Below are 20,365 nucleotides of genomic sequence, written 5' to 3'. Positions count from 1 at the left end.
AGGTAGAGGGCTTGTACTGCCAGGTACGTTGCCTCGACTTGCGGTTTTTTCGCGTACTTCGTTGTATGCAATTTCGCCTCCTTGCCGCTGCCCTTTTGGCAACTTTATCCGCTACGGCCCAGACGCTGCCGATTCTTAGTCAGAACCCCACGTCGCTCCGCTGGTACCGGGTTGAAACGCCGCATTTTAAGGTGTTGTACCCGGAAGGATTTGAGCAGCCCGCCAAACGGACGGCCCAACGGCTGGAGCAGGTCTACGAGCCGGTCAGTGCGGGGCTGGAACGGCGACCACGGCCACTATCGGTTATTTTGCAAAATCAGACGAGCGTGAGCAACGGCTTCGCGACGCTCTACCCACGTCGGGCCGAATTTTTTACGTCGGCCCCGCAAGATCCGTCGCTACTGGGTACGTTGAACTGGCTCGACCTGCTGGCCGTACACGAATACCGGCATATTGTTCAGTACGAAAAAGCGTTGCAGGGTTACGGGCGAGTGCTTTATACATTGCTGGGGGCACAGGGGCTCGGTTTCTCGGCACAGGTCATTACACCGGGCTGGTTTGTAGAAGGCGACGCGGTAGGCACCGAAACGATTTTGACCCGCAGTGGTCGGGGCAGGCTGCCTGCTTTTGAACTAAATATGCGAACGAACCTGCTCACCCGTCAGCCGTTTAGCTACGCCAAAGCGGTTGGCGGCTCGTTCCGCGACAACGTACCTAACCACTATGAGTTGGGTTATTTCCTGACTACTAAACTGAAACGTACCTACGGCCCTGATGCCTGGAGCAAGGCGCTTAATCGTATTTACACCCAGTTTCCGTTCTACCCGTTCTCGTTCTCGAACGGCCTGAAACAGGTCACTAAATCCGGCGAAAACCCGGCAGGAACGCGCGTTGATGATCTATACAACGAAGCGATGAACGACCTGATCGAGACGTGGCGAAAAAAGCGCGAATCGCTCACCCTCACACCAGCGACAACGTACCCGGTTTCAGCCGAAAAAGCCAATACGTCTCGCCCGGTTTTCACCAATTACCGCAACCCGCAGTACCTGACCGATAGCACCATTCTATGCGTAAAAAGCGGCCTCGGCGACATTTCACAGTTGGTTTTGCTGTCGCGCAATGGCGTCGAAAAACGGGTATATACGCAGGGCCTGATTTTGGAAAGCCCTGATCTGCTGTCGGCTACGCCACAAAAAGCCTGCTGGATCGAAAACCGGTACGATCCACGTTGGGGGCAGCAGGTATTTGCCGAAATCCGGGTGCTCGATCTGGCTTCTGGAAAGCTAACCCGCCTGACACACCGCAGCCGGTACAAGACTGTGGCCCTTTCGCCCGACAACAGTAAGCTTATCGCCGTTCGCAACGATACCGACTACCAGAACCACCTGGTTGTGCTCGACACTAAAACCGGCCGCGAACTAACGGTGCTACCCAACGCGACCAACGATCTGTACATTCATCCGCGCTGGTTCAACAACGAGGTAGTGGTGACGGTGACGCTATCCAAAGCGGGAAAAACCATTGAGTTGATCGATACGCGAAACGGCCAGAAACGAGCCTTGCTTCCCGTGTCTAACTCGAATTTGAGCCACCCGCAACCCTACACCAACGCCTTTATCCTCTTCAACTCGTCGCAATCGGGCATCGACAATATCTACGGGGTTGATGTGGCGTCGGGGCAGGTGGTGCAGGTCACATCACGGCCATTTGGGGCGTACCACGCGGCCATTTCGGCTGGCAGTTCACGCGGCCAGTGGCTTGCTTTTCAGGATTTCGACACGCACGGATTCCGCATCGCCGAAATGCCCCTCGACCCAGCCACCTGGCCCCCGGCCGATAAGCCCGGCGCCGTTCCCGACCAGACTACGCGCTACTTTGGTCCGTTGCTGGATGCCGGGGCAAAAACACTGTCGCCCATCGCCGTTGATTCGGTTGCTCCATCGCCGGTTTCGGCACCGGAACGCTACCGCCGACTGGCGCATCCGCTGAATATTTACAGTTGGGGGCCTACTTTTTCGTCGAACGGGCAGGCATTGAACGTCGGTATTCAGTCGCAGGATTTGCTGGCGACTACGCAGATTACGGCCGCCTACACCTACAACCAAAGCGAGCAAACGGGCGGTTTTGCGGCCAATCTGAGCTATCAGGGCCTGTATCCGGTGCTCGATTTCGGATTTCAAACCGGCAACCGACGTACCTCGTATTACGTCGACCGCTATAATCCGCTCGACAGTCTCCGCACCGATACCTGGCGGTATAACCAGCTTTCGGCGGGCATTCGGTTGCCGTTCCAGCTTACCCAATCGCGGTTCAACCAGTCGGCCAACCTGTCGGCCTATTATGGATTTCTTCAGGTTAGTGGCTATGAGTTACCTGGTCGGTTGTTTACCGAAACAGGCAACGGCTCCCTGAATACCATGACCTACGGTGCCAACTACGCGTTGACATTGCGCCAGAACCGGCGCGACGTAGGGCCGCGACTGGGCGTTGCGGTGAGCACGCAGGTACGTCATACGCTGCTGGCCAAAGCGGGCGAACTGACTGGTATGCAGTGGGGCACAGCCATGAACGTCTTTCTGCCAGGCATTGGCAAGCACCAATACATCTCGCTGCGGGGTGCTTATCAATACCAGTGGGGCACCCCCGACGCCAACAAACTGTACCGCTTTCAGGCAAGTGTGCTCTACCCGCGCGGGGCCGCTTACATTCCATTCGACAATCTGGTAGTGGTTGGTGGCGATTACCGGTTGCCCCTCGCCGATTTGCACCTATCGCTCACCCGACTGCTTTACATTCAGCGCATCAAAGGTGGCGTTTTCAGCGATTACGGGCGGGGCAACAGCAACCAGGTACAGTATGACAGCCGGGGCGTTGCCCGTGCTATTGTGCCCTTCAGCACCTACGACTGGACCGTTGGCGGCGACCTTTCCTTTGTCTTCAACCCAATCCGCCTTCGCACCCCGCTGGAAGTGGGCCTCCGCACCACGTATAGCATTCGAACGGGTCAATACCTGCTCCAACCGCTGATACTGGACATTGGCTTTTGATGTTTGTAGGCCACGAAGCTTAAATAGTATCCTTCTAATAAATTTATTGTCGATGATCTGTTACTCGATTTAGTTTTAGTGGCTACTCAGTTTAGTAGCCACTAACCCCTACTTCAGCATGATCAACAATTTTGTACCGGCCATGGCATTGTTAACGTCCAGAGTTAATGCCAATCCTGATGTGTGCGATTTAAGCGTAACCGGAGAGATTTTCTATGACTATGAATTACGGCAGAAAGGCCAGATCATAGAACTGATAGAAGCACAGGTTGCCAACCCCGCAAAAAAAATGAAGCTGGGAACAGGTGCTCCTCCTGCACCTAAAGTGTTGAAGTCAGTAACAGTTGACGATTTAAGAACGTATGCAAAATTCCTTGACAAGACGGGATATGGCGATTACAGCGATGTAAAAACAGACACCGTATGGAAAGCGATTTACGACGTAAAATCCAGATCATTACCACACAAAAATGGCAAAGTTACCAGCACAAAGGCAATTGAATCTTCGCCTTGTTTACGGTGTGGTTTTATCTTTCCGGTCGACAATATAACTGTTGATCACCAGCGGCCACAGAGTGGTGGCGGCTTCGCTGCTATGCTTAAAGTCTTCAGGGCTATGGACTTAACTATGGATGGCGCGAGTGGCTTGAAAGGGCAAACCATATTTGACGCAGTGATCAATAAGTCGGTAGTAGCAAAAAGTAAACGAACCGATCAGGCTCATGTGTCTGCCACAGGATTTAGAGGAAGACGGTACGAACTATCTTACGAAGGCATGCTCGTTTATTCGGTCATGCGGGCCATTACGTCTAAATCTATTCTGTTACAGGCCTGCATGCATAACGCCTGTAATCTGGCTCCACTTTGTGCCGTTTGTAACTCATCAAAAAACAATACCTGGCACTATTAAACGCATCTAAACTGCTTATAGTATTCATCAAAAATTAATGTAAACGGCTGCAACGCTCCTGATTCTTGCGTCGTAATCAGGGCATAAACATAGCCGTATAGCAAAATGAAAACGACGTATTTTTTGGGCTTTATCGCTCTTTTTAGCCTGACTCTTTGGGGTTGTAACAACTCGCAGGTAGTTCCCGACGACACCACGCTCTCCTCTGCCCGACTAACGGGTGATACCACTGGATTCCATTGCCGCAAGACCATCACCAAAATTGCCATTACCGACCTGCCCGCCGCCATCACATCGGCCATCAGTGCGTCGTATGCAGGGGCCACAGTAGATTATGCCGCCAAAGATGATGCCGGTAACTTCCTGGTAGCGATCACCCAGAACTCAGACCGGAAAACGTTGCTGTTCAACGCTGACGGTACGTTCAACAAAGAACTCGCCCTGCGCGATGGACCCGGTGGTAAAGGCCCCGGCGGGCATGGCCCCGGTGGTTTCGGGCATGGTCGCGACAGCCTGTCGCAGGTAGCAATCACTGATCTGCCAGCGGCTATTACCGCCTACATCACCGCCAATTATGCGGGGTCGACAATCAATGTAGCTGGTAAAGATGCTACTCGCGGCTATATTGTCATGATCACCCTGGCCGATGGTACAACCCGCAAAGCGCTGCTGTTCAACATCGACGGCACGTTTGCGCAGGAGGTCGTGCGCGGCGTAAAAGGCAACTACAGCATTGTGGCAATCAACGCCTTACCAGCCGCCATCACGACTTACATCTTGACAAACTACGCGGGGTCAAGCATCAAACTGGCGGGAAAAAATCCAACGGGACAGTTTAAGGTATTTGTGCAGCTTAGCACTGGCCAGCTCGCCGAACTGACCTTCGCCGCCGACGGTACGTTTATTCAGATTCTAAAAGGTCATCATTAAGCAATTGGTTTCTGGTTGTTAATAGCCAACAACCCGCGCCTGGAAGTCGGTCGAACCACACATAAAGAGGCGCTGCCGGGAACGTACCTGACAGCGCCTCTTATGCTTATACAATATAGACTTGGGCAGCCAACTTACAGACAGTTATCCGTACACTTCCCGCCGGGCAGCTTTGACGGTATTTTGCATCAGCGAGCAGATTGTCATCAGGCCCACGCCGCCGGGAACGGGCGTTATGTAGCTGGTTTTGGGGGCTACTTCGTCGAATTTCACGTCGCCTTTTAGAGCAAATCCGCTTTTCTTGCTGGCGTCAGGTACGCGTTCGAGGCCCACATCGATGACCACGGCGCCATCTTTAACCATATCGGCGGTGACAAACTCGGGTTTGCCAAGGGCCGCGATCAGAATATCGGCGGTGCGGCAGATTTCGGCGAGGTTCTGCGTTTTCGAGTGGGTAAGCGTCACGGTACAGTTACCGGGGTAGCCATTGCGTTGCATCAGAATGCTCATAGGTAAGCCCACGATCTGGCTGCGGCCGACTACCACACAGTGCTTGCCACTGGTTGGAATATCGTAGCGTTTCAGCATTTCCAGAATACCCTGCGGCGTGGCCGACACGTAGGCGGGCAGGCCTTTGGCCATTCGCCCCACGTTGGTTGGATGAAACCCGTCGACGTCTTTGGCGGGATCAATCGCCTCCATCACCTTGTCGGGGTCAACCTGTTTGGGCAGTGGTAGTTGCACAATCAGTCCGTCCATGTCCGGGTTGTTGTTTACATCGGCAACGGCAGCGAGCAGGTCAGCCTCGGTCACATCATCATCGAAACGGATCAGCGTCGAGTGCATACCCACTTCTTCGCAGCTCTTCATCTTGCTGGCCACATAGGTTTCCGAGCGGCCCGCCGTGCCAACGAGAATAGCTACGAGGTGCGGAATCTTACCGCCGCTGGCCTTAATCTGTGCGACCTCGGCCGCAATTTCCTGCTTGATCTGTGCAGAAAGAAGTTTACCGTCTAAAAGAATCATGAATCGTTGTCTGCCGGTTGAAGCCGCAAAGGTCGCAAAGAATAGATCAGGTAACGCGGACTTTAGTCCGCATTTCAACGATTAATAATGCAGACTAGGCGTCCCCAAATCAAGTTCGCGTTAGCTGATCACACAACCCGTCCGCTTTCCAGTCGAAGCGTATGCGTGATGCAATTGGGTAATTCGCCGGGATAGTGCGTTACATAGATCAGCGTCTGGTCGGGGTTGGTCATGCAAAGTTGCTCAACCAGTGCCCGGAAGTGATCGGTCTGACTGGTGTCGAGGCCCTGCGTAGGCTCGTCGAGCACCAGCAAGGGCGGATTTTTGACCAGCGCACGTGCCAGCAATACCCATCGTTGCTGCCCTACCGACAACGCGGACAATGGTTTGTCGTGTAGTTCTTCCAGGCCAAGTTGCTGGAGTTGCCCACCGATCCGGGTACGTTGCTCAGGCGTCAGTTTTCGAAACAGACCCATCGTATCGAACAGGCCGGACGCCACCACGTCCCATACCTTCGTTTGTCGGGGGAAATATAAATGCAGTTCGGGCGATACGAAACCGATCTTCGCTTTGATCGACCAGATGCTTTCGCCGGTACCACGCTTCCGGTCGAAAAGGTCAAAATCGTTGGCGTATGCCTGCGGATTGTCGGCGGTGACCAGGCTGAGCAGCGTACTTTTGCCGGAGCCGTTCGCGCCCAGCAAGGCCCATTTCTCACCCCGTCGCACGGCCCAGTCGATACCGTGCAAAACGGTTTTATCGCCGTACCTGATGATCACGTTCCGCATCTGAATCGCATGGGTGAAAGTAGCAAAGGGGATGGGGCCTGGGGCAAGGGAGTGTGGGTGCTGGGCGGAGGGCGCGAAGGAATTCCCATGCTTTTGCTCCGATCCTTCAACACCCGGCCCTTCGCCCAGCACCAGCCTGTTCGTGATGCATGCAGGTACGTCGCGCTCATCCACAACCATCACCAGCGACACACCCGACTGCCCTACCCGGTCGATAGTGGCATGCAACTGGGCACGACTATCGGCGTCCAGTCCCACAAACGGATTATCGAGCAACAACACACGGGGGCGTTTGAGCAGCGAACGGGCCAGGAGCGTCCGGCGGGTTTCGCCGTTGGAAAGCGACGTCAGCCGCCGGTCGAGCAGGTACGTTATGTTGAGCTGGTCTGCGATTTCAGCCAGCCAGTCGGCGGTATAGATAGGCGGCGATACGGGTGCTGAGGCAAGGTCGATCGTGCCGGTAGGACGTACCTGGCCTTGCAGCATGTCGCGGACGGTGGGGGCCGCATCCACGGTTTGCGTATTATAACGTTGCTGATAGAACTGCGCCGCGCTTGCGATACGCCAGTCGAACGAGTAGTCGCGCGCTACCAGTTCAACCGTTGTTTTCAGTGGGCCGACCGGATGGAGCAACTGGCCACCGAGCAACGTAATTCGCCCCGCCAGTGCATCGAGCAGTACGCTTTTGCCCGAACCCGATGGACCCATGATCGCCCAATGTTCTCCGGTTGTTAACGTCCAGTTGATGGGGGAGTACGCCTGATTGTCTGTTTGCCGGAAGGTAGCGTTAACGAGTTGAATGAGCATTTGGAAGTAGCCTGAAGCTCCAGCTTCGGGAAAGATAACGGATACAACCCTCCCAAAGCTGGAGCTTCAGGCTATTCCCAGACCACAAACTTCGCAATCCTCACCCATATTTCGCCTGCCATTCCTTTTTTTGCCGCTTATAGTCCGGGTCTTCACGGGCCTCAAGGTACTTGGCATAAAAAATCCGGGCCGATTCGGCCTTTACCGGATCTTCTTCACTACGCGGTAACTGCTCGCGGCCATGCGCTCCCGATTGCCCTTTTTTATCATCGGGAACGGGACCGTCGTATTTTTTGCCGCCTTTATGATTCGCGTACCGCCGCGACCGCGTGTAGCCCATTTGCAGGAATTTACGGGCCATGTCCATGCCAATGAAATCGCCTTTTTCCTTATAATCCAGAAAGAGCTGGTAAATCTTCTCCGACGATTTGCGGGCGGCTTCGGGGTCTTTAAATCGCCAAAATGGCAATATTTCAGCTTTGTAGGGCATTGCCGTGAGAACCCCCATTTCGCCCACGCTCACCCGGTACTTTTCCGGCTCCTTGCGGAAGTCGATATCATAATAGTTGGGTTTCGGAATAGCCATCTGGATTGATGAAGTTGCTGGTCATCTCATAACGCGGTTAGAAATCAACGGTTATCCGATCTGCGTGTACGGCCCACTGCGTATTATTTTTTCGTTTCCATACACCATAACCTATCCTAACTTGTTTGCCTTGTAGTTCTTTAGTCTATCGACTTGTCGAGTCAACATATAGAGTATCTATCCCATCAGCAAGCTAACGCTGTTCACCTCATTGGTTTTATGCATGTACAGTCAGTAACTACGGCGTTGGCCGACGCATTTCTTCAGGTACGTGACCAATCGGTCCGGCTATGTGCGGGCCTGGAGACTGAAGATTTTGTAGTGCAGCCAATGGCCGACGCCAGCCCGCCCAAATGGCATCTGGGCCACACTACCTGGTTTTGGGAAACGTTTGTGCTCATCCCGAACGTACCTGGCTATCGGGTTTTCAACGACCAGTTCAACTACGTGTTCAACAGTTATTACGAAACCGTTGGCCGGCGCACGCTACGCACTATGCGGGGTAATCTGAGCCGCCCAACGGTAGCCGAGGTGTATCGCTACCGGGCGTATGTCGATGAGCACATGACCCGTTTTCTGGCCGAACGCGACCTGCCTGATACGCTGGAATCGCTGATTGTGCTGGGGCTCGAACACGAGAAGCAGCATCAGGAATTACTGATTACCGATATCAAATACACACTCGGTCACAATCCGCTGTTCCCGGCCCTCGACATACCCGTTACCGAGCATAAGCCGCAGCAGCCAGGTACACTTCGCCCCACCAGGGCGGGTGCTATCACTATTCCCGAAGGCGTGTACACGATTGGCTATCAGGGCGACGGTTTCTGTTTCGACAATGAATTGGGTGTACACAAGGTCTATTTGAATGAGACCACGCTGGCGGGCAATCTGGTGACCAACGCTGAGTATCTGGCTTTTATGGAAGCGGGTGGCTACAGTCAGTTTCAGCATTGGCTGGCCGACGGCTGGGCCTGGGTAAACGCGACGAAAGCCGAAGCGCCGCTTTACTGGCACAAAATCGACGGCACGTGGCATAACTACACCTTCGCCGGTCTGGAACCGATCGACCCGGATGCACCGGTTTGCCATGTCAATTTCTATGAAGCCGATGGCTACGCCCGCTGGCGGGACCTGCGCCTGCCCACCGAGTTTGAGTGGGAAACGGCCGCCTTGCTGGGCAACCTGAACTGGGGCCAACGCTGGGAATGGACTGCGTCGGCGTATCTCCCCTACCCCGGTTTCAAGACCGTGCCGGGTGCGGTGGGTGAGTATAACGGTAAGTTCATGAGTGGGCAGATGGTGTTGCGGGGCGCTTCGGTAGCCACGCCACCCGATTCCGATACATCGGACCGTACCCGGCCCACGTATCGCAATTTTTTTCAACCCGATAAACAGTGGCAATACACCGGCATACGGCTGGTAATTAGCTAGTACTCTCGGCTTCACCCCCACCCCCCTGAAGGGGGCTAATGCACTGCTTCGCCTATTTAGCCAAAGCAGTAGCCCCCTTCAGGGGGGCGGGGGTGAAGCCGAGAATAACCCTTACAACATGCTTCTCGACCATACCGATACAACGTACCTGATTAGTTCAGCCCTTGCCGACGAGGTGCGCACCGGACTAACTCAACAGCCCAAACGCCTGTCGTCGCGCTTTTTTTACGACGCCGAAGGCAGCCGACTCTTTAGCGAAATCATGCACCTGCCTGAGTATTACCTCACGCGTAGCGAGTATGAAATCATTGATAACTACAAAGAGCAATGGCTCAGGCTGTTCGCGGCCGACAACCGGCCTTTCGATCTGATCGAACTGGGGGCTGGCGATGGGCTGAAAACGAAGGTGTTGCTGTCGCATTTCGTAGAACAAAACGCCCGGTTCAGCTATTCCCCCGTCGATATTTCGGAAACGGTACTGGATGAGCTCACCGATGACCTTCGTCAGAAATTACCCACGCTGACGGTTAAGCCCCAGCATGGCGATTACACGGATGCACTGGCCCAAATTGTTCAACGAACCGCCAGCGAAGCAGACTCAACGCGGCTGATCGTGCTGTTTCTGGGATCGAATATTGGCAATTTCACGCCTGATGCAGCACTGGATTTCTACCATCAGCTATCGGCGTTGCTACGTCCGGGCGACATGCTGTTGACGGGCTTCGATCTGCAAAAACACCCGGCGGTTATTCATGCGGCCTATAACGACCGGCAGGGACTGACCAAGGCGTTTAACCTCAACCTGCTCCGCCGGATTAATCGCGAACTCGACGCTGATTTCAATCTGGCCGCCTTTGACCACTACGAAGTATACGACCCCGAACGAGGCGAGGCGCGGAGTTACCTGGTCAGTCAGACCAAACAAACGGTGACCATCAAAGCGCTGGACATGACCGTAGCCTTTGATTACGGCGAGATCATCCACACCGAAATTTCCCGGAAGTTTACCCGTCAGGGAATCGGTCAGCTTGCCGAACAAACCGGCTTTTCGCTCTCGCACTGGTTCACGGATTGCCGCCATTATTTCGCCGACGTGGTCTACACGAAAAACCGGTAGTAAGGGCCATTCAGTCACTTCCACGACCACCACTTGCCAGCCGTTGTTTCGGTATAAACAGCTCAGTTTATGGCAAAACATACATTGCTTTGGAGTATCGTCGGCGTGGGGGCTCTGGTGGCTATCCGGGCCGTACAGCGTCGCAATCGGCAGATCGATTTTCGGGATAAAGTGGTGGTTATCACCGGCGGCTCACGCGGCCTGGGCCTGGTTATAGCCCGGCAACTGGCGCAGGAGGGCGCACGCCTGGCCATCTGCGCACGTACCCAGGAAGCACTCGACGCAGCCGCAGCCGAGCTACGTACCCACGGCCACGACGTGTATGCGCACCGTTGCGATTTGACCGATAAAGACCAGCTAGACGACTTTTTCGAGCATGTCAATCAGCAGCTCGGTCCGGTGGATGTGCTCATCAATAATGCCGGGGTGATCATGGCCGGGCCGTACGCCAACACGACCGATGATGATTTCCACGATTCAATGAACACCAATTTCTGGGCGGCCTACCACGCAACCAACGCCGTTTTGCCCGATATGCAGGCGCGCAAAGCAGGTCGAATCGTTAACGTAGCATCGTTTGGCGGCAAGGTGTCCGTTCCGCACCTGTTGCCGTATTCGGCCAGTAAATTCGCGTTGGTTGGTTATTCAGAAGGACTACGTGCGGAGGTGGCCCGCGACAATATTTTTGTTACCACCATTTGCCCCGGCCTGATTCGCACGGGTAGCCCACGGCAGGCGTTGGTGCGGGGGCAGCATGAAAAGGAATATGCCTGGTTCAAAATCGGCGATTCGCTACCCGGCCTGTCGCTGAGTGCCGAAAAGGTAGCGTCGGAAATTATCGAGGCAACTCGATACGGCGAAGCAGAGCGCATCGTTTCGTTGCCTGCCAAATTCGCGGGTGCTGTTCATGGGCTATTCCCCGGACTCGTCACTGACACGCTCGCCTTCATCAACACTCTGTTACCCGACCCTTCTCTGTCAGGTCATAATAGCATTCGTAAAGAAGGCAAAGAGCTGGAAACTAGCTTATCACAGAATCCACTGACTACTCTTACCGAAGAAGCTGCCCAGCACAATAATGAATTGATTTAAGTGAATTGGGGATTGGTAGTTATCGTACCTTGTTGCCAACCAACGCCCCACCTCGCTTATATGCGTTCAACAGATACCCTGACTCACCCATTTCAGAAACTACAGCCGGCATTGACACTGCTACTGGGTTTGCTGATTATCACAGTCACTGCCAGCTTTGTTCCGGTAATCGGCCCAGCAGACCGGCCTCCTACGCTTATTCAGAAGAAACCTGCCCCGCAACGGACCGTGCGGCAGAAATTGCCCAGGCAGCCACCCGCAAAAGCTATTGATACCAACGGGGTGTTGATAATGTATGGAAAAGACCTGATTGCGCATACGGCAACGTACCTGGGTCCGAAGGGAAAGGTGGCCCGCCTGTCGAACGGCATGAACTGCCAGAATTGCCATCTCGACGCCGGCACCAAACCTTGGGGCAATAACTACGGCGCGGTGGCGGCAACCTACCCAAAATTCCGGGAACGGTCGGGTACTATTGAAACCATTGTAAAACGCGTAAACGACTGCATCGAACGCAGCCTTAACGGTAAAACTCTCGACAGCAACAGCCGGGAGATGAAGGCCATCGTAGCCTATATCCTCTCCGTTGGCAGCAACGTACCCAGGGGCGAAACGCCCAATGGATCAGGAATCTGGAAACTGCCCTACCTCGACCGGGCGGCGGACCCCGGCAATGGCAAACTGGCTTATGAGCAGAAATGCGTTTCCTGCCACGGCACTACCGGGCATGGCGTCGCCAATACCAACAGAACAGGCTATACGTTTCCGCCTTTGTGGGGGCCACATAGTTACAACCAGGGCGCGGGTCTCTTCCGCATTTCACGACTGGCGGGGTACGTTAAAACCAATATGCCGCTGGGCGCCACCTGGGAGAAACCCACGTTGACCGACGAAGAGGCCTGGGACATTGCCGCCTACATCGAATCGATGCCGCGACCAGCCAAAGATCTGAGCCGTGACTGGCCCAACATCGCCGGCAAACCAATTGATCATCCGTTTGGTCCCTACGCAGATTCATTTTCCGAAAAACAGCATAAATTCGGACCATTCAAGCCAATAAAGAATTGGCAGGATCAACAGATACAAACTCGTCAACCAAATCGATAACCCGACAAGCTATGAAGAAGCTACTATTCATCCTTTCGCTCCTGTTTACTGTCCTCGGCATGAATCAAACTGGCAATGCACAGGATACAGGGAAAGGACATAAAGTTGTTTTCCAGTTTGTGGCATCTGACACGCTCTCTCAGAAATCACTCGTTACGAACCTGCGCAACCTGCGCGAAGGCTGGCCCGACGCCGAAGTAGAAGTTGTTTTCCACGGCGGTGGTATTGCTATGGTTATGACCGAAAAGACCAGGTATGCCAGTATGCTTCAGGACCTGGTTCAGAAGAAAAACGTGAAGATGGTCGTTTGCGAAAACACGATGCGTATGCAGAAAGTCACCAAAGCTGAACTTCTGCCCTTTGTTGGTACCGTACCAATGGCCATGGCCGAGCTGATTATGAAGCAGGAACAGGGCTGGGCCTACCTTAAAGCCGGCTTATAAACTGGTGTCTATCAAGGCCACCGCCTGATCTAAATCAGTTCAACCAGTTGCAGAATGGCGCGGTCAATATCAGACCGTTTGGTAGCGGGCGGGTCGAAACGATTGAACGGGCGCAGTTCCAGCACGTACGTTTCGTCGACGGTAGCCTCGTCGATGGGCGTGAAGAGTTTGTAACCCACCACGGTCACCGGCATCAATCCATGACGAGATTTGAACCGGGCCAGCAACGTACCCACCCATTGATCGGGCAACTTACCTGACGCGGGGAGAAAACGAACCTCGGCATGATTCCGGTCGCGCAGGCGCTGTTCGTCGGGCGTGAAATGGCCTTCACAACTCGAAAACGTCTGGACCAGCCCCGTCCGGTTCAGTGCCTCAACCAGCGGTAGAATACCGGGTTCAATGTCGTTTAGGGTCATTGAGTTACGCTGTCATTGATCGTAATAGTCATTGGGTTTCATTATCGGGTTCTACCCCCAACCCGGTAATGAAACCCAATGACAAGTTAGTTGGCGCTGCCCCCCAGAGAGGTTTTGCGGCTCACGATTCGGCCGGGGCCGCTGTGATCTACGCTTCCGCCCGTCGAGGCTTTCAGGAACAGTTCGTTTTCGGCGTATACCCGCACGCTGGCCCCGCTTGTGGCTTCGGCCTGGCAGGTAGCCGCTATCAGTTTGTTGGCTTCGATCGTTGCCCCGCCAGAGGCCGATGCGCTCACCGTTTTGGCCGAACCGGTTACGGTAGCGGTAGAGCCCGCGCCCGAACTTAGCTCAACATCGGTCGCTTTCAGGGCTATCGTGACCGTTGCCCCCGACTTCGCCGCCAGCGTTAGCTTTTCCGCCTGAAAAGGGGCCTCACCGGTGAGTTGCGCTCCCGACGACACCGTGATCTCGCGGAGTTGACGGGCCGTCAGGTACGCTTTCACGTAGCGGTTCGTGTTTTTATCCGCTTTATTGGTACCTAACCAGCCTTGCAGACGAATACTGATCTTCAGTTCGCTCCCGTCTACTTCAGCAATGATGTCTTTCTTGTCGAAGCCTCTGGCGTCAATTTTCAGCGATTCTGAATCGCCCTGGGTCAGAAAAACCTGCACGCCCGTGCTGACTTTCAACGTGGTGAACCCTGAAACACTGGGGTTCAGGGTGATATCCTGCGCATGAACATGGCTGGTTACCAACAGTAAAAAGGCCACGATCAGGCCTAAGAATGATGTCTTCATGAGTTTTATTGCTTAATCCCGATTGATATCGCCCCCGCCGGAGGTTTTCCGACTTACCAACTGTCCGGGGCCACTGTATGTTACGTCGCCACCACCAGATGCCCGCAGGTACAATTCTTTTCGACCATGCACCCTGGCGTCGCCCCCACCAGATGCTTCTGCATAACAAACGTCGGTCACCAGTTTATCGGCATCCAGATCAGCGCCGCTCGATACCGACGCCGTTAGCTTTGCCGCCGATCCGCTGAGGGTTACGTCGGCCCCACTGCTGACCGACACGGTCATCCGGTTTACTTTAACGTCCAGTTTCACATCGGCCCCACTGCTGGTATTCAGCGTCAGATCGTCGGCTACCAGGTTGGTTTCGCCTTCCAGATCAGCCCCCGACGATACCTCGATGCTATTCAGGTTTTTCACCGTTACATAAGCTTTCACCGAATTATTTCGGCCAAAAACCCCTTTCCAGCCGTTCTGCCGCCGAATGGTAAGCACGAGTTTGCCACCGCGAAGTTCCGAAATCACTTCGTCATCCTCGAACCCTCTGGCTTCGATACGAACCGATTCGGTACTGCCCTGGGTCAGATACACATTGATACCGGCACTTACATCAAGCCCGGCTATACCGGCAAACGTCTGGTTTCGTTTCACATCCTGGGCCGACAGGCAGGACGTTAGCGTAAGGCACATGGCCAGGTACGTGATCAGTAAAGGCGTTTTCATCTGGAATATGGAGTTATGTACTGGAAAGATGCACGCTGACGCCGAAAGGTTGCAGCCATTTATGACAAACGGCTTGTTGTACAGGCCACTGCTTACTTTTTGACAGGATTTACGGGATGAACAGGATTTGTTTTTGCTTTGGAAAAACTAGAGCAAAAACAAATCCTGTTCATCCCGTAAATCCTGTCAAAAAGTAAGCAGTGGCCTGATACAAAAAAACGCCGGTCAGCACATTGTTGCGTCAGGGCCGTACCTTTGCGCCGCTGCCTGCCGATAAACGCATTGTTTCGGAAGGCACCATCAGACTTATTTCACCCAATGACACTGTCGCGCAACGCCAAAATTGGCCTGTACATCGCCTTTACGGTCCTGTTTGTTTCGTTTACGTTCTACGCCTGGCAACTAGCCAAGACGCCTAACATCAACGCTCATACCGACGACGCCAAGCCCTTTTCGCTCTATATTCCCAAGGGAGCAACCTTCGAATCGGTCATTGATTCGATGCAGGCCCATAAGGTGCTTGAGAATGAGATGACCTTCCGGTTTGTTTCGAAACTAATGAAATACCCCGAGCGAATAAAGGTCGGCCATTACCGAATGAAACCGGGCATGGGTAACTACGAAGCCATCAAGAAACTTCGGAGTGGCAGCCAGGACCCCATCGAACTGACCTTCAACAGCAGCATTCGCCTGAAAAGTGAGCTGATCGACAAGGTAGGCAGCAAATTCGCGTTTGGACCGGCGGCGTTGCGTGAACTGCTCGACAACCCGGACACCTGCAAACACTACGGCCTCGACACCACCACGATTATCTGCCTGTTTATTCCGAATACCTACGAGCTGTTCTGGACAGCCAAGCCTACGGCCCTGCTGAACCGGATGGCCGACGAGTATAAGAAGTTCTGGACGCCCGCCCGCAAGGCCAAAGCGGCGGCCCTGGGACTCACTCAGACCGAGGTGCAAACGCTGGCGTCTATTGTCAGGGCCGAAACCATCAAAGCCGACGAGCAACCCCGCGTGGCGGGTGTGTATCTGAACCGCCTCAAACGCGGCATCAAACTCGAAGCTGACCCGACGGTGGTTTTCGCCAACAATGATTTCACCATTCGGCGTGTATTGAACAAGCACCTGGCCTTCAATAGCCCCTACAACACCTACATGTATGGCGGTTTACCACCGGGACCGATCAACCTGCCACCGCCAGGCGCCATCGACGCCGTACTGAATCCGGAGCAGCACGACTACCTGTTTTTCGTAGCCAAAGCCGATTTTTCCGGCTACCACACGTTCTCGCGCAACATGGCCGAACACATGGCCAACGCCCGCATCTACCAGCGCGCCCTGAACGAACGGAAAATCATGAAATAAATTAAGAAGTAAGAGTGGCTCCGCTAGACAAACGTATCAATACTTAGCAGAGCAATTCTTAACTCTTGATTCAACACCCCTATGTTCACCTTCATCGTTCCTCCCTTCCGGGTACGTTATGCCGACACCGACCAGATGGGGTACGTGTATTACGGCAACTACGCGCGGTTCTACGAGATCGGACGCGTGGAGGCACTCCGTAGTCTGGGCTTTTCGTACAAGGAAATGGAAGCGTCGGGCATTATGATGCCGGTGTACGAAAACACGTCGCGCTATATGAAGCCGGCCCGCTACGATGATCTGCTCACCGTGACGGTGACAATTCCTGAGTTGCCCCGCGCCCGGATCGTGTTTCAGTACGCCATCACCAACGAAGTCGGCGCGTTGCTGCATACCGGGCAGACAACGCTGGTTTTTCAACGGGCCGACACCGGCCGACTATCGGCCGCTCCCACCGGGCTTCTCGACCATCTGAAACCTTTTTTTGAGGCGTAGGTTGGCATAGTATAAATGGATTCTGGATGTCGGATTTGCTCCGCTCAGGTTTGGAACGGTATCAAGCAGAGCAAATCCGACATTCCAAATCCAAAACCCCAAATCCTTCAGCTTATGTTCAAGAAACTAATGAGTCTGAAATCCCTGTCGGGAGCACGGGTCTGGCTACGTACGCACAACGCTTTCAATTCGAAGAAAGACTGGTATAGTTTTCTGAGCAAGATCACCGAAAAGATCACCGACAATGATCTCAGCGAACGAGCTTCTTCGGTAGCTTATAGCCTCATTCTGGCCATCTTCCCAACGGTCATTTTTCTGTTCACACTGATTCCGTTTATCAAGTTTATTCCCGATCTGGACAAACAGATCATGCAGTTATTTGCCCAGGCGCTCCCAATCGGCGCCTTCGACACGGTCGATACCACGATCAAAGATATTGTCAGCCAGCCGCGTGGGGGCGTGCTGTCGTTTGGGTTTATACTGGCGTTGTATTCAGCAACCAGTGGCATGGTGGCCTTGATGAATGCCTTCAACTCAGCGCACGAAACGGCGGAGCGGCGGAGCTTTCTGGCCAAACGGGGCATTGCTGTTCTGCTTACGGTGGCGCTGGCCATCTCGCTTTTTCTGGCCATCGGCCTGCTTGTGGTAGGCGGCGTGGTGATCGACTACCTGCTCAAGTTTGGCGTCTTCAACAACATCGTCTTTTATTACCTGCTTAAAATTGCCCGATACCTGCTGGTATTCGCCGTTTTCGTGGGCGTGGTCTCGGTCATCTACCGGTACGGACCCGACGTGAACATGAAGTGGACGTTTATCTTACCCGGCTCGGTGGCCGCCTCGGTGCTGATCGTCCTCACAACCCTGGGGTTCTCGTATTACGTCTCCAATTTCAGCTCCTATAACAAGGTCTACGGCTCCATCGGAACGCTGATTGCCTTGATGATCTGGACCAATCTGGTTTGCCTGCTGCTAGTGCTGGGGTACGAAATGAACGTGTCGCTGTTTGACCTGGAGGGCGACAAGAACCCGTCGGTTGCCCGGAAAACAACAAATGCCACCTCCAACATGTGAAGTGGCATTTGCGAACCCTAACCCATAAATGTGATCGCGGTTGGGCAGCAGGCAATTTGGCACGCCACCCAAGTCGCGTACCTACTACTATCGAAAAACTGTGCCAAACCTGCGAATGCGATTAAAAATAAGTGGGTTAATTCCGGTTGCTCAAAAAAAAGCGTTAAGCTAGAGGTAACCTGTTACTTTCATAACGTATATTATTCTAACGACTTTCTCCAACATGAATCGCCAATATGGACCGCCAACGGATCACCCAGGCGGGCGTCACCATTCCGATGGCGCCGTTCCTGAATAAACACAAGCCTTGGGTATCAGTTATCTGCACCTGCTTCAACCAGGGTGAGTTTGTACAACAGAGCCTCCACTCGGTCGTTGGCCAGACGTACCCAAACGTTGAACTGATCGTGATTGATAACGGAAGCAGCGATCGGTCTGCCGAAGAGATTGCCGCCTTCTGCGCGTTGTTTCCGTCTACCCGGTTTATCCGAAATGCAACCAATCGAGGGCTTTGCCGGGCGTTTAATCAGGGGTTGGCGCTGGCCATTGGCGACTATGTTATTGACCTGGCCGCCGACGACGTCATGCTGCCTCAGCGCGTAGCCCGGCAGGTCGACCAGTTTATGTCGTTGCCGGCCTATTACGGGGTTGTCTTCTCGAATGCCACCTACATTGATACACAGGGCGAATTTCTCCGGCACCATCACCCCGTTCGCCCCGACGGCCGAACAACCGAACGGGTACCCACCGGCGACGTATTTCAGGACGTGCTGACCCGCTATTTCATCAACACCCCCACGATGATGATGCGCCGCGACATGCTGGTCGCCCTGGGTGGCTACGATGAAACGCTGGCCTACGAAGATTTTGATTTCTGGGTACGTTCGGCCCGCTCCTACCGGTATGCATACATCGATGAGGTACTAACCCAGAAACGGGTCCTGCCCAATTCGTTGGGTCAGCAAATTATGAAAGCCGACAATACGCTGCTCGATTCTACCTGGCGGGTCTGCTACAAAGCGTACGAACTGTGCGAAACACCCGACGAATACAAGGCCCTGGCCGACCGGATCAGGCAGTTTATTCGCAAATGTTTTTACGCCGAACAGTACACGCTGGCCGCTAAGTTTGGCCAGTTACTCATCCAGATCGAACCGGCAGGCTTTCCGTCGCGAGTAATTCTGCTTTTTTGCCGGATGCACCTGCCCGTCAACAGCATGTATCGCCGGTACCGCGTCGCCACAATGAACAGTTAACAGGTATCAATTAACAGTGAACAATTATCAATGATCAATTCTTGTATAGATGAACGTACCCGACTAAAATCGATCATTGATAATTGTTCACTGTTAATTGATACCTGTCATGCCTGCTGAGCTTATCAAGTTATATCCCAAAAACCCTGACCTGAACCGGATCAGGCAGGTCGCGAAGGCGCTGAGCCAGGGAGCAGTAGTGATTTATCCGACGGATACCATCTACGGCCTCGGCTGCGACATTCACAACGCTCGGGCGGTGGAACGAGTAGCCCGTATTAAGGGCATCAAGCCCCAGAAAAACGACTTTTCGTTCATCTGTTACGACCTCAGTCACATTGCCGATTACGCCCGCGTGAGCAATTCGGCCTTCAAGCTGATGAAACGGCTGCTGCCCGGCCCATACACCTTCATTCTCGACGCAAACAACAACGTACCTAAGCTGCTCAACTCCAGCAAGAAAACAGTGGGTATTCGGGTGCCCGATAATGACATTCCCCGGCTGATCGTACAGGAACTCGGCAACCCGATCATTACCACCACCCTCCGCGAAGGTGGACCCGAAGACCTGCCCGAAGGCATTGCCTACAGCACCGACCCTGAACTGATTTATGAAACGTACCGCCACGATGTCGACATTGTCATCGACGGTGGCTATGGCGGTTACGCACCCTCTACCATTATCAACGCTACCACCGACGCTTTCGAAGTGATCCGGCAGGGCCTCGGCGAAGTAGACTGGGAATAACCGATCGACCCCTTATTTATCAGTACGCCAATCGGAGAAGGCAGCAACGTACAAGGCGATGACCAGACCAATACCTGGCAGAAGGGCCAACAAACTGAACAACGGATGCTGACCCGATTTCTTGAAGATTACCATAGTGGCAGTATCGGTATGAACAGGAGCGTAACTAAGATGAGCGCAAACTCTCGTCCGCCTAAGCCA

At 53.8% G+C, this 20,365-nt stretch carries 20 protein-coding genes; 13 read left to right on the top strand and 7 right to left on the bottom strand.

Annotated features, from left to right (window positions below; translation table 11 throughout):
* Positions 1 to 65: 65 nt before the first annotated feature.
* The 3 genes from ACFE8Q_RS04925 to ACFE8Q_RS04915 all read left to right on the top strand — a co-directional run bounded on the left by ACFE8Q_RS04925 (position 66) and on the right by ACFE8Q_RS04915 (position 4,890).
* Complete coding sequence (locus tag ACFE8Q_RS04925) at positions 66 to 3,050, top strand: hypothetical protein (protein ID WP_375444240.1); 2,985 nt, start codon at positions 66 to 68, stop codon at positions 3,048 to 3,050.
* Between the two features lie 118 nt (positions 3,051 to 3,168).
* Positions 3,169 to 3,960 (top strand): hypothetical protein, encoded by a 792-nt coding sequence (locus ACFE8Q_RS04920; protein WP_375444239.1) that lies wholly within the window; start codon positions 3,169 to 3,171, stop codon positions 3,958 to 3,960.
* Between the two features lie 105 nt (positions 3,961 to 4,065).
* Positions 4,066 to 4,890, top strand: a complete 825-nt coding sequence (locus tag ACFE8Q_RS04915) for a PepSY-like domain-containing protein (protein WP_375444238.1) — start codon at positions 4,066 to 4,068, stop codon at positions 4,888 to 4,890.
* 144 nt (positions 4,891 to 5,034) lie between these two features.
* Here ACFE8Q_RS04915 and ACFE8Q_RS04910 read toward each other — a convergent pair whose 3' ends face one another.
* The 3 genes from ACFE8Q_RS04910 to ACFE8Q_RS04900 all read right to left on the bottom strand — a co-directional run bounded on the left by ACFE8Q_RS04910 (position 5,035) and on the right by ACFE8Q_RS04900 (position 8,097).
* Positions 5,035 to 5,916, bottom strand: a complete 882-nt coding sequence (locus ACFE8Q_RS04910) for a bifunctional 5,10-methylenetetrahydrofolate dehydrogenase/5,10-methenyltetrahydrofolate cyclohydrolase (protein ID WP_375444237.1) — start codon at positions 5,914 to 5,916, stop codon at positions 5,035 to 5,037.
* 128 nt (positions 5,917 to 6,044) lie between these two features.
* Positions 6,045 to 7,511, bottom strand: a complete 1,467-nt coding sequence (locus ACFE8Q_RS04905) for an ATP-binding cassette domain-containing protein (protein WP_375444236.1) — start codon at positions 7,509 to 7,511, stop codon at positions 6,045 to 6,047.
* Between the two features lie 100 nt (positions 7,512 to 7,611).
* The gene (locus ACFE8Q_RS04900; protein ID WP_375444235.1) at positions 7,612 to 8,097 is read right to left on the bottom strand and encodes a DUF4385 domain-containing protein; all 486 of its coding nucleotides are present in this window, start codon (positions 8,095 to 8,097) and stop codon (positions 7,612 to 7,614) included.
* Positions 8,098 to 8,316: 219 nt separating this feature from the next.
* Between ACFE8Q_RS04900 and egtB the strand changes: the two genes are divergently transcribed.
* The 5 genes from egtB to ACFE8Q_RS04875 all read left to right on the top strand — a co-directional run bounded on the left by egtB (position 8,317) and on the right by ACFE8Q_RS04875 (position 13,290).
* Positions 8,317 to 9,531, top strand: a complete 1,215-nt coding sequence (egtB, locus tag ACFE8Q_RS04895) for an ergothioneine biosynthesis protein EgtB (protein WP_375444234.1) — start codon at positions 8,317 to 8,319, stop codon at positions 9,529 to 9,531.
* A 118-nt stretch (positions 9,532 to 9,649) separates the two neighbouring features.
* Positions 9,650 to 10,648 carry an L-histidine N(alpha)-methyltransferase gene (egtD, locus tag ACFE8Q_RS04890; RefSeq protein ID WP_375444233.1) on the top strand — a complete coding sequence of 333 codons (999 nt, stop codon included), beginning with the start codon at positions 9,650 to 9,652 and terminating at the stop codon, positions 10,646 to 10,648.
* A 69-nt stretch (positions 10,649 to 10,717) separates the two neighbouring features.
* Positions 10,718 to 11,740, top strand: a complete 1,023-nt coding sequence (locus ACFE8Q_RS04885) for an SDR family NAD(P)-dependent oxidoreductase (RefSeq protein ID WP_375444232.1) — start codon at positions 10,718 to 10,720, stop codon at positions 11,738 to 11,740.
* Positions 11,741 to 11,800: 60 nt separating this feature from the next.
* A complete protein-coding gene (locus tag ACFE8Q_RS04880; RefSeq protein WP_375444231.1) occupies positions 11,801 to 12,847 on the top strand; it encodes a c-type cytochrome in 1,047 nt (348 codons plus the stop codon).
* A gap of 11 nt (positions 12,848 to 12,858) precedes the next feature.
* On the top strand, positions 12,859 to 13,290 hold the full coding sequence (locus ACFE8Q_RS04875) for a DsrE family protein (RefSeq protein WP_375444230.1): 432 nt from the start codon (positions 12,859 to 12,861) through the stop codon (positions 13,288 to 13,290).
* A 29-nt stretch (positions 13,291 to 13,319) separates the two neighbouring features.
* On the opposite strand, the gene ACFE8Q_RS04870 is transcribed toward ACFE8Q_RS04875, so the two are convergent.
* From ACFE8Q_RS04870 to ACFE8Q_RS04860, 3 genes are all read right to left on the bottom strand, one after another.
* Positions 13,320 to 13,709 carry a hypothetical protein gene (locus ACFE8Q_RS04870; protein WP_375444229.1) on the bottom strand — a complete coding sequence of 130 codons (390 nt, stop codon included), beginning with the start codon at positions 13,707 to 13,709 and terminating at the stop codon, positions 13,320 to 13,322.
* Positions 13,710 to 13,795: 86 nt separating this feature from the next.
* Complete coding sequence (locus tag ACFE8Q_RS04865) at positions 13,796 to 14,506, bottom strand: head GIN domain-containing protein (RefSeq protein ID WP_375444228.1); 711 nt, start codon at positions 14,504 to 14,506, stop codon at positions 13,796 to 13,798.
* Positions 14,507 to 14,518: 12 nt separating this feature from the next.
* The gene (locus tag ACFE8Q_RS04860) at positions 14,519 to 15,226 is read right to left on the bottom strand and encodes a head GIN domain-containing protein (RefSeq protein ID WP_375444227.1); all 708 of its coding nucleotides are present in this window, start codon (positions 15,224 to 15,226) and stop codon (positions 14,519 to 14,521) included.
* Positions 15,227 to 15,550: 324 nt separating this feature from the next.
* Here ACFE8Q_RS04860 and mltG point away from each other — a divergent pair, with 324 nt between their 5' ends.
* The 5 genes from mltG (at position 15,551) to ACFE8Q_RS04835 (ending at position 20,164) form a co-directional block, all read left to right on the top strand.
* Complete coding sequence (gene mltG / locus ACFE8Q_RS04855; RefSeq protein ID WP_375444356.1) at positions 15,551 to 16,594, top strand: endolytic transglycosylase MltG; 1,044 nt, start codon at positions 15,551 to 15,553, stop codon at positions 16,592 to 16,594.
* Between the two features lie 81 nt (positions 16,595 to 16,675).
* The gene (locus ACFE8Q_RS04850) at positions 16,676 to 17,089 is read left to right on the top strand and encodes an acyl-CoA thioesterase (RefSeq protein ID WP_375444226.1); all 414 of its coding nucleotides are present in this window, start codon (positions 16,676 to 16,678) and stop codon (positions 17,087 to 17,089) included.
* A gap of 114 nt (positions 17,090 to 17,203) precedes the next feature.
* A complete protein-coding gene (locus tag ACFE8Q_RS04845) occupies positions 17,204 to 18,160 on the top strand; it encodes a YihY/virulence factor BrkB family protein (RefSeq protein ID WP_375444225.1) in 957 nt (318 codons plus the stop codon).
* A gap of 236 nt (positions 18,161 to 18,396) precedes the next feature.
* The gene (locus tag ACFE8Q_RS04840) at positions 18,397 to 19,416 is read left to right on the top strand and encodes a glycosyltransferase (RefSeq protein WP_375444224.1); all 1,020 of its coding nucleotides are present in this window, start codon (positions 18,397 to 18,399) and stop codon (positions 19,414 to 19,416) included.
* A 109-nt stretch (positions 19,417 to 19,525) separates the two neighbouring features.
* Positions 19,526 to 20,164 carry an L-threonylcarbamoyladenylate synthase gene (locus tag ACFE8Q_RS04835; protein WP_375444223.1) on the top strand — a complete coding sequence of 213 codons (639 nt, stop codon included), beginning with the start codon at positions 19,526 to 19,528 and terminating at the stop codon, positions 20,162 to 20,164.
* 12 nt (positions 20,165 to 20,176) lie between these two features.
* Here ACFE8Q_RS04835 and ACFE8Q_RS04830 read toward each other — a convergent pair whose 3' ends face one another.
* Positions 20,177 to 20,299 (bottom strand): hypothetical protein, encoded by a 123-nt coding sequence (locus tag ACFE8Q_RS04830; RefSeq protein ID WP_375444222.1) that lies wholly within the window; start codon positions 20,297 to 20,299, stop codon positions 20,177 to 20,179.
* Between the last annotated feature and the right edge of the window lie 66 nt (positions 20,300 to 20,365).

It is taken from the genome of uncultured Fibrella sp., from assembly GCF_964250085.1.
Lineage (GTDB): Bacteria > Bacteroidota > Bacteroidia > Cytophagales > Spirosomataceae > Fibrella.
Note: the sequence above shows the minus strand (reverse complement) of the source record. Positions and strands in the feature narration are given on the sequence as shown.

What these genes read in the sequence shown, in the direction of transcription:
- ACFE8Q_RS04925 (WP_375444240.1), top strand. Translation starts at nt 66, where the DNA reads ATGCAATTTCGCCTCCTTGCCGCTGCCCTTTTGGCAACTTTATCCGCT.
- ACFE8Q_RS04920 (WP_375444239.1), top strand. Translation starts at nt 3,169, where the DNA reads ATGATCAACAATTTTGTACCGGCCATGGCATTGTTAACGTCCAGAGTT.
- ACFE8Q_RS04915 (WP_375444238.1), top strand. Translation starts at nt 4,066, where the DNA reads ATGAAAACGACGTATTTTTTGGGCTTTATCGCTCTTTTTAGCCTGACT.
- ACFE8Q_RS04910 (WP_375444237.1), bottom strand. Translation starts at nt 5,916, where the DNA reads ATGATTCTTTTAGACGGTAAACTTCTTTCTGCACAGATCAAGCAGGAA.
- ACFE8Q_RS04905 (WP_375444236.1), bottom strand. Translation starts at nt 7,511, where the DNA reads ATGCTCATTCAACTCGTTAACGCTACCTTCCGGCAAACAGACAATCAG.
- ACFE8Q_RS04900 (WP_375444235.1), bottom strand. Translation starts at nt 8,097, where the DNA reads ATGGCTATTCCGAAACCCAACTATTATGATATCGACTTCCGCAAGGAG.
- egtB (WP_375444234.1), top strand. Translation starts at nt 8,317, where the DNA reads ATGCATGTACAGTCAGTAACTACGGCGTTGGCCGACGCATTTCTTCAG.
- egtD (WP_375444233.1), top strand. Translation starts at nt 9,650, where the DNA reads ATGCTTCTCGACCATACCGATACAACGTACCTGATTAGTTCAGCCCTT.
- ACFE8Q_RS04885 (WP_375444232.1), top strand. Translation starts at nt 10,718, where the DNA reads ATGGCAAAACATACATTGCTTTGGAGTATCGTCGGCGTGGGGGCTCTG.
- ACFE8Q_RS04880 (WP_375444231.1), top strand. Translation starts at nt 11,801, where the DNA reads ATGCGTTCAACAGATACCCTGACTCACCCATTTCAGAAACTACAGCCG.
- ACFE8Q_RS04875 (WP_375444230.1), top strand. Translation starts at nt 12,859, where the DNA reads ATGAAGAAGCTACTATTCATCCTTTCGCTCCTGTTTACTGTCCTCGGC.
- ACFE8Q_RS04870 (WP_375444229.1), bottom strand. Translation starts at nt 13,709, where the DNA reads ATGACCCTAAACGACATTGAACCCGGTATTCTACCGCTGGTTGAGGCA.
- ACFE8Q_RS04865 (WP_375444228.1), bottom strand. Translation starts at nt 14,506, where the DNA reads ATGAAGACATCATTCTTAGGCCTGATCGTGGCCTTTTTACTGTTGGTA.
- ACFE8Q_RS04860 (WP_375444227.1), bottom strand. Translation starts at nt 15,226, where the DNA reads ATGAAAACGCCTTTACTGATCACGTACCTGGCCATGTGCCTTACGCTA.
- ACFE8Q_RS04850 (WP_375444226.1), top strand. Translation starts at nt 16,676, where the DNA reads ATGTTCACCTTCATCGTTCCTCCCTTCCGGGTACGTTATGCCGACACC.
- ACFE8Q_RS04845 (WP_375444225.1), top strand. Translation starts at nt 17,204, where the DNA reads ATGTTCAAGAAACTAATGAGTCTGAAATCCCTGTCGGGAGCACGGGTC.
- ACFE8Q_RS04840 (WP_375444224.1), top strand. Translation starts at nt 18,397, where the DNA reads ATGGACCGCCAACGGATCACCCAGGCGGGCGTCACCATTCCGATGGCG.
- ACFE8Q_RS04835 (WP_375444223.1), top strand. Translation starts at nt 19,526, where the DNA reads ATGCCTGCTGAGCTTATCAAGTTATATCCCAAAAACCCTGACCTGAAC.
- ACFE8Q_RS04830 (WP_375444222.1), bottom strand. Translation starts at nt 20,299, where the DNA reads ATGGTAATCTTCAAGAAATCGGGTCAGCATCCGTTGTTCAGTTTGTTG.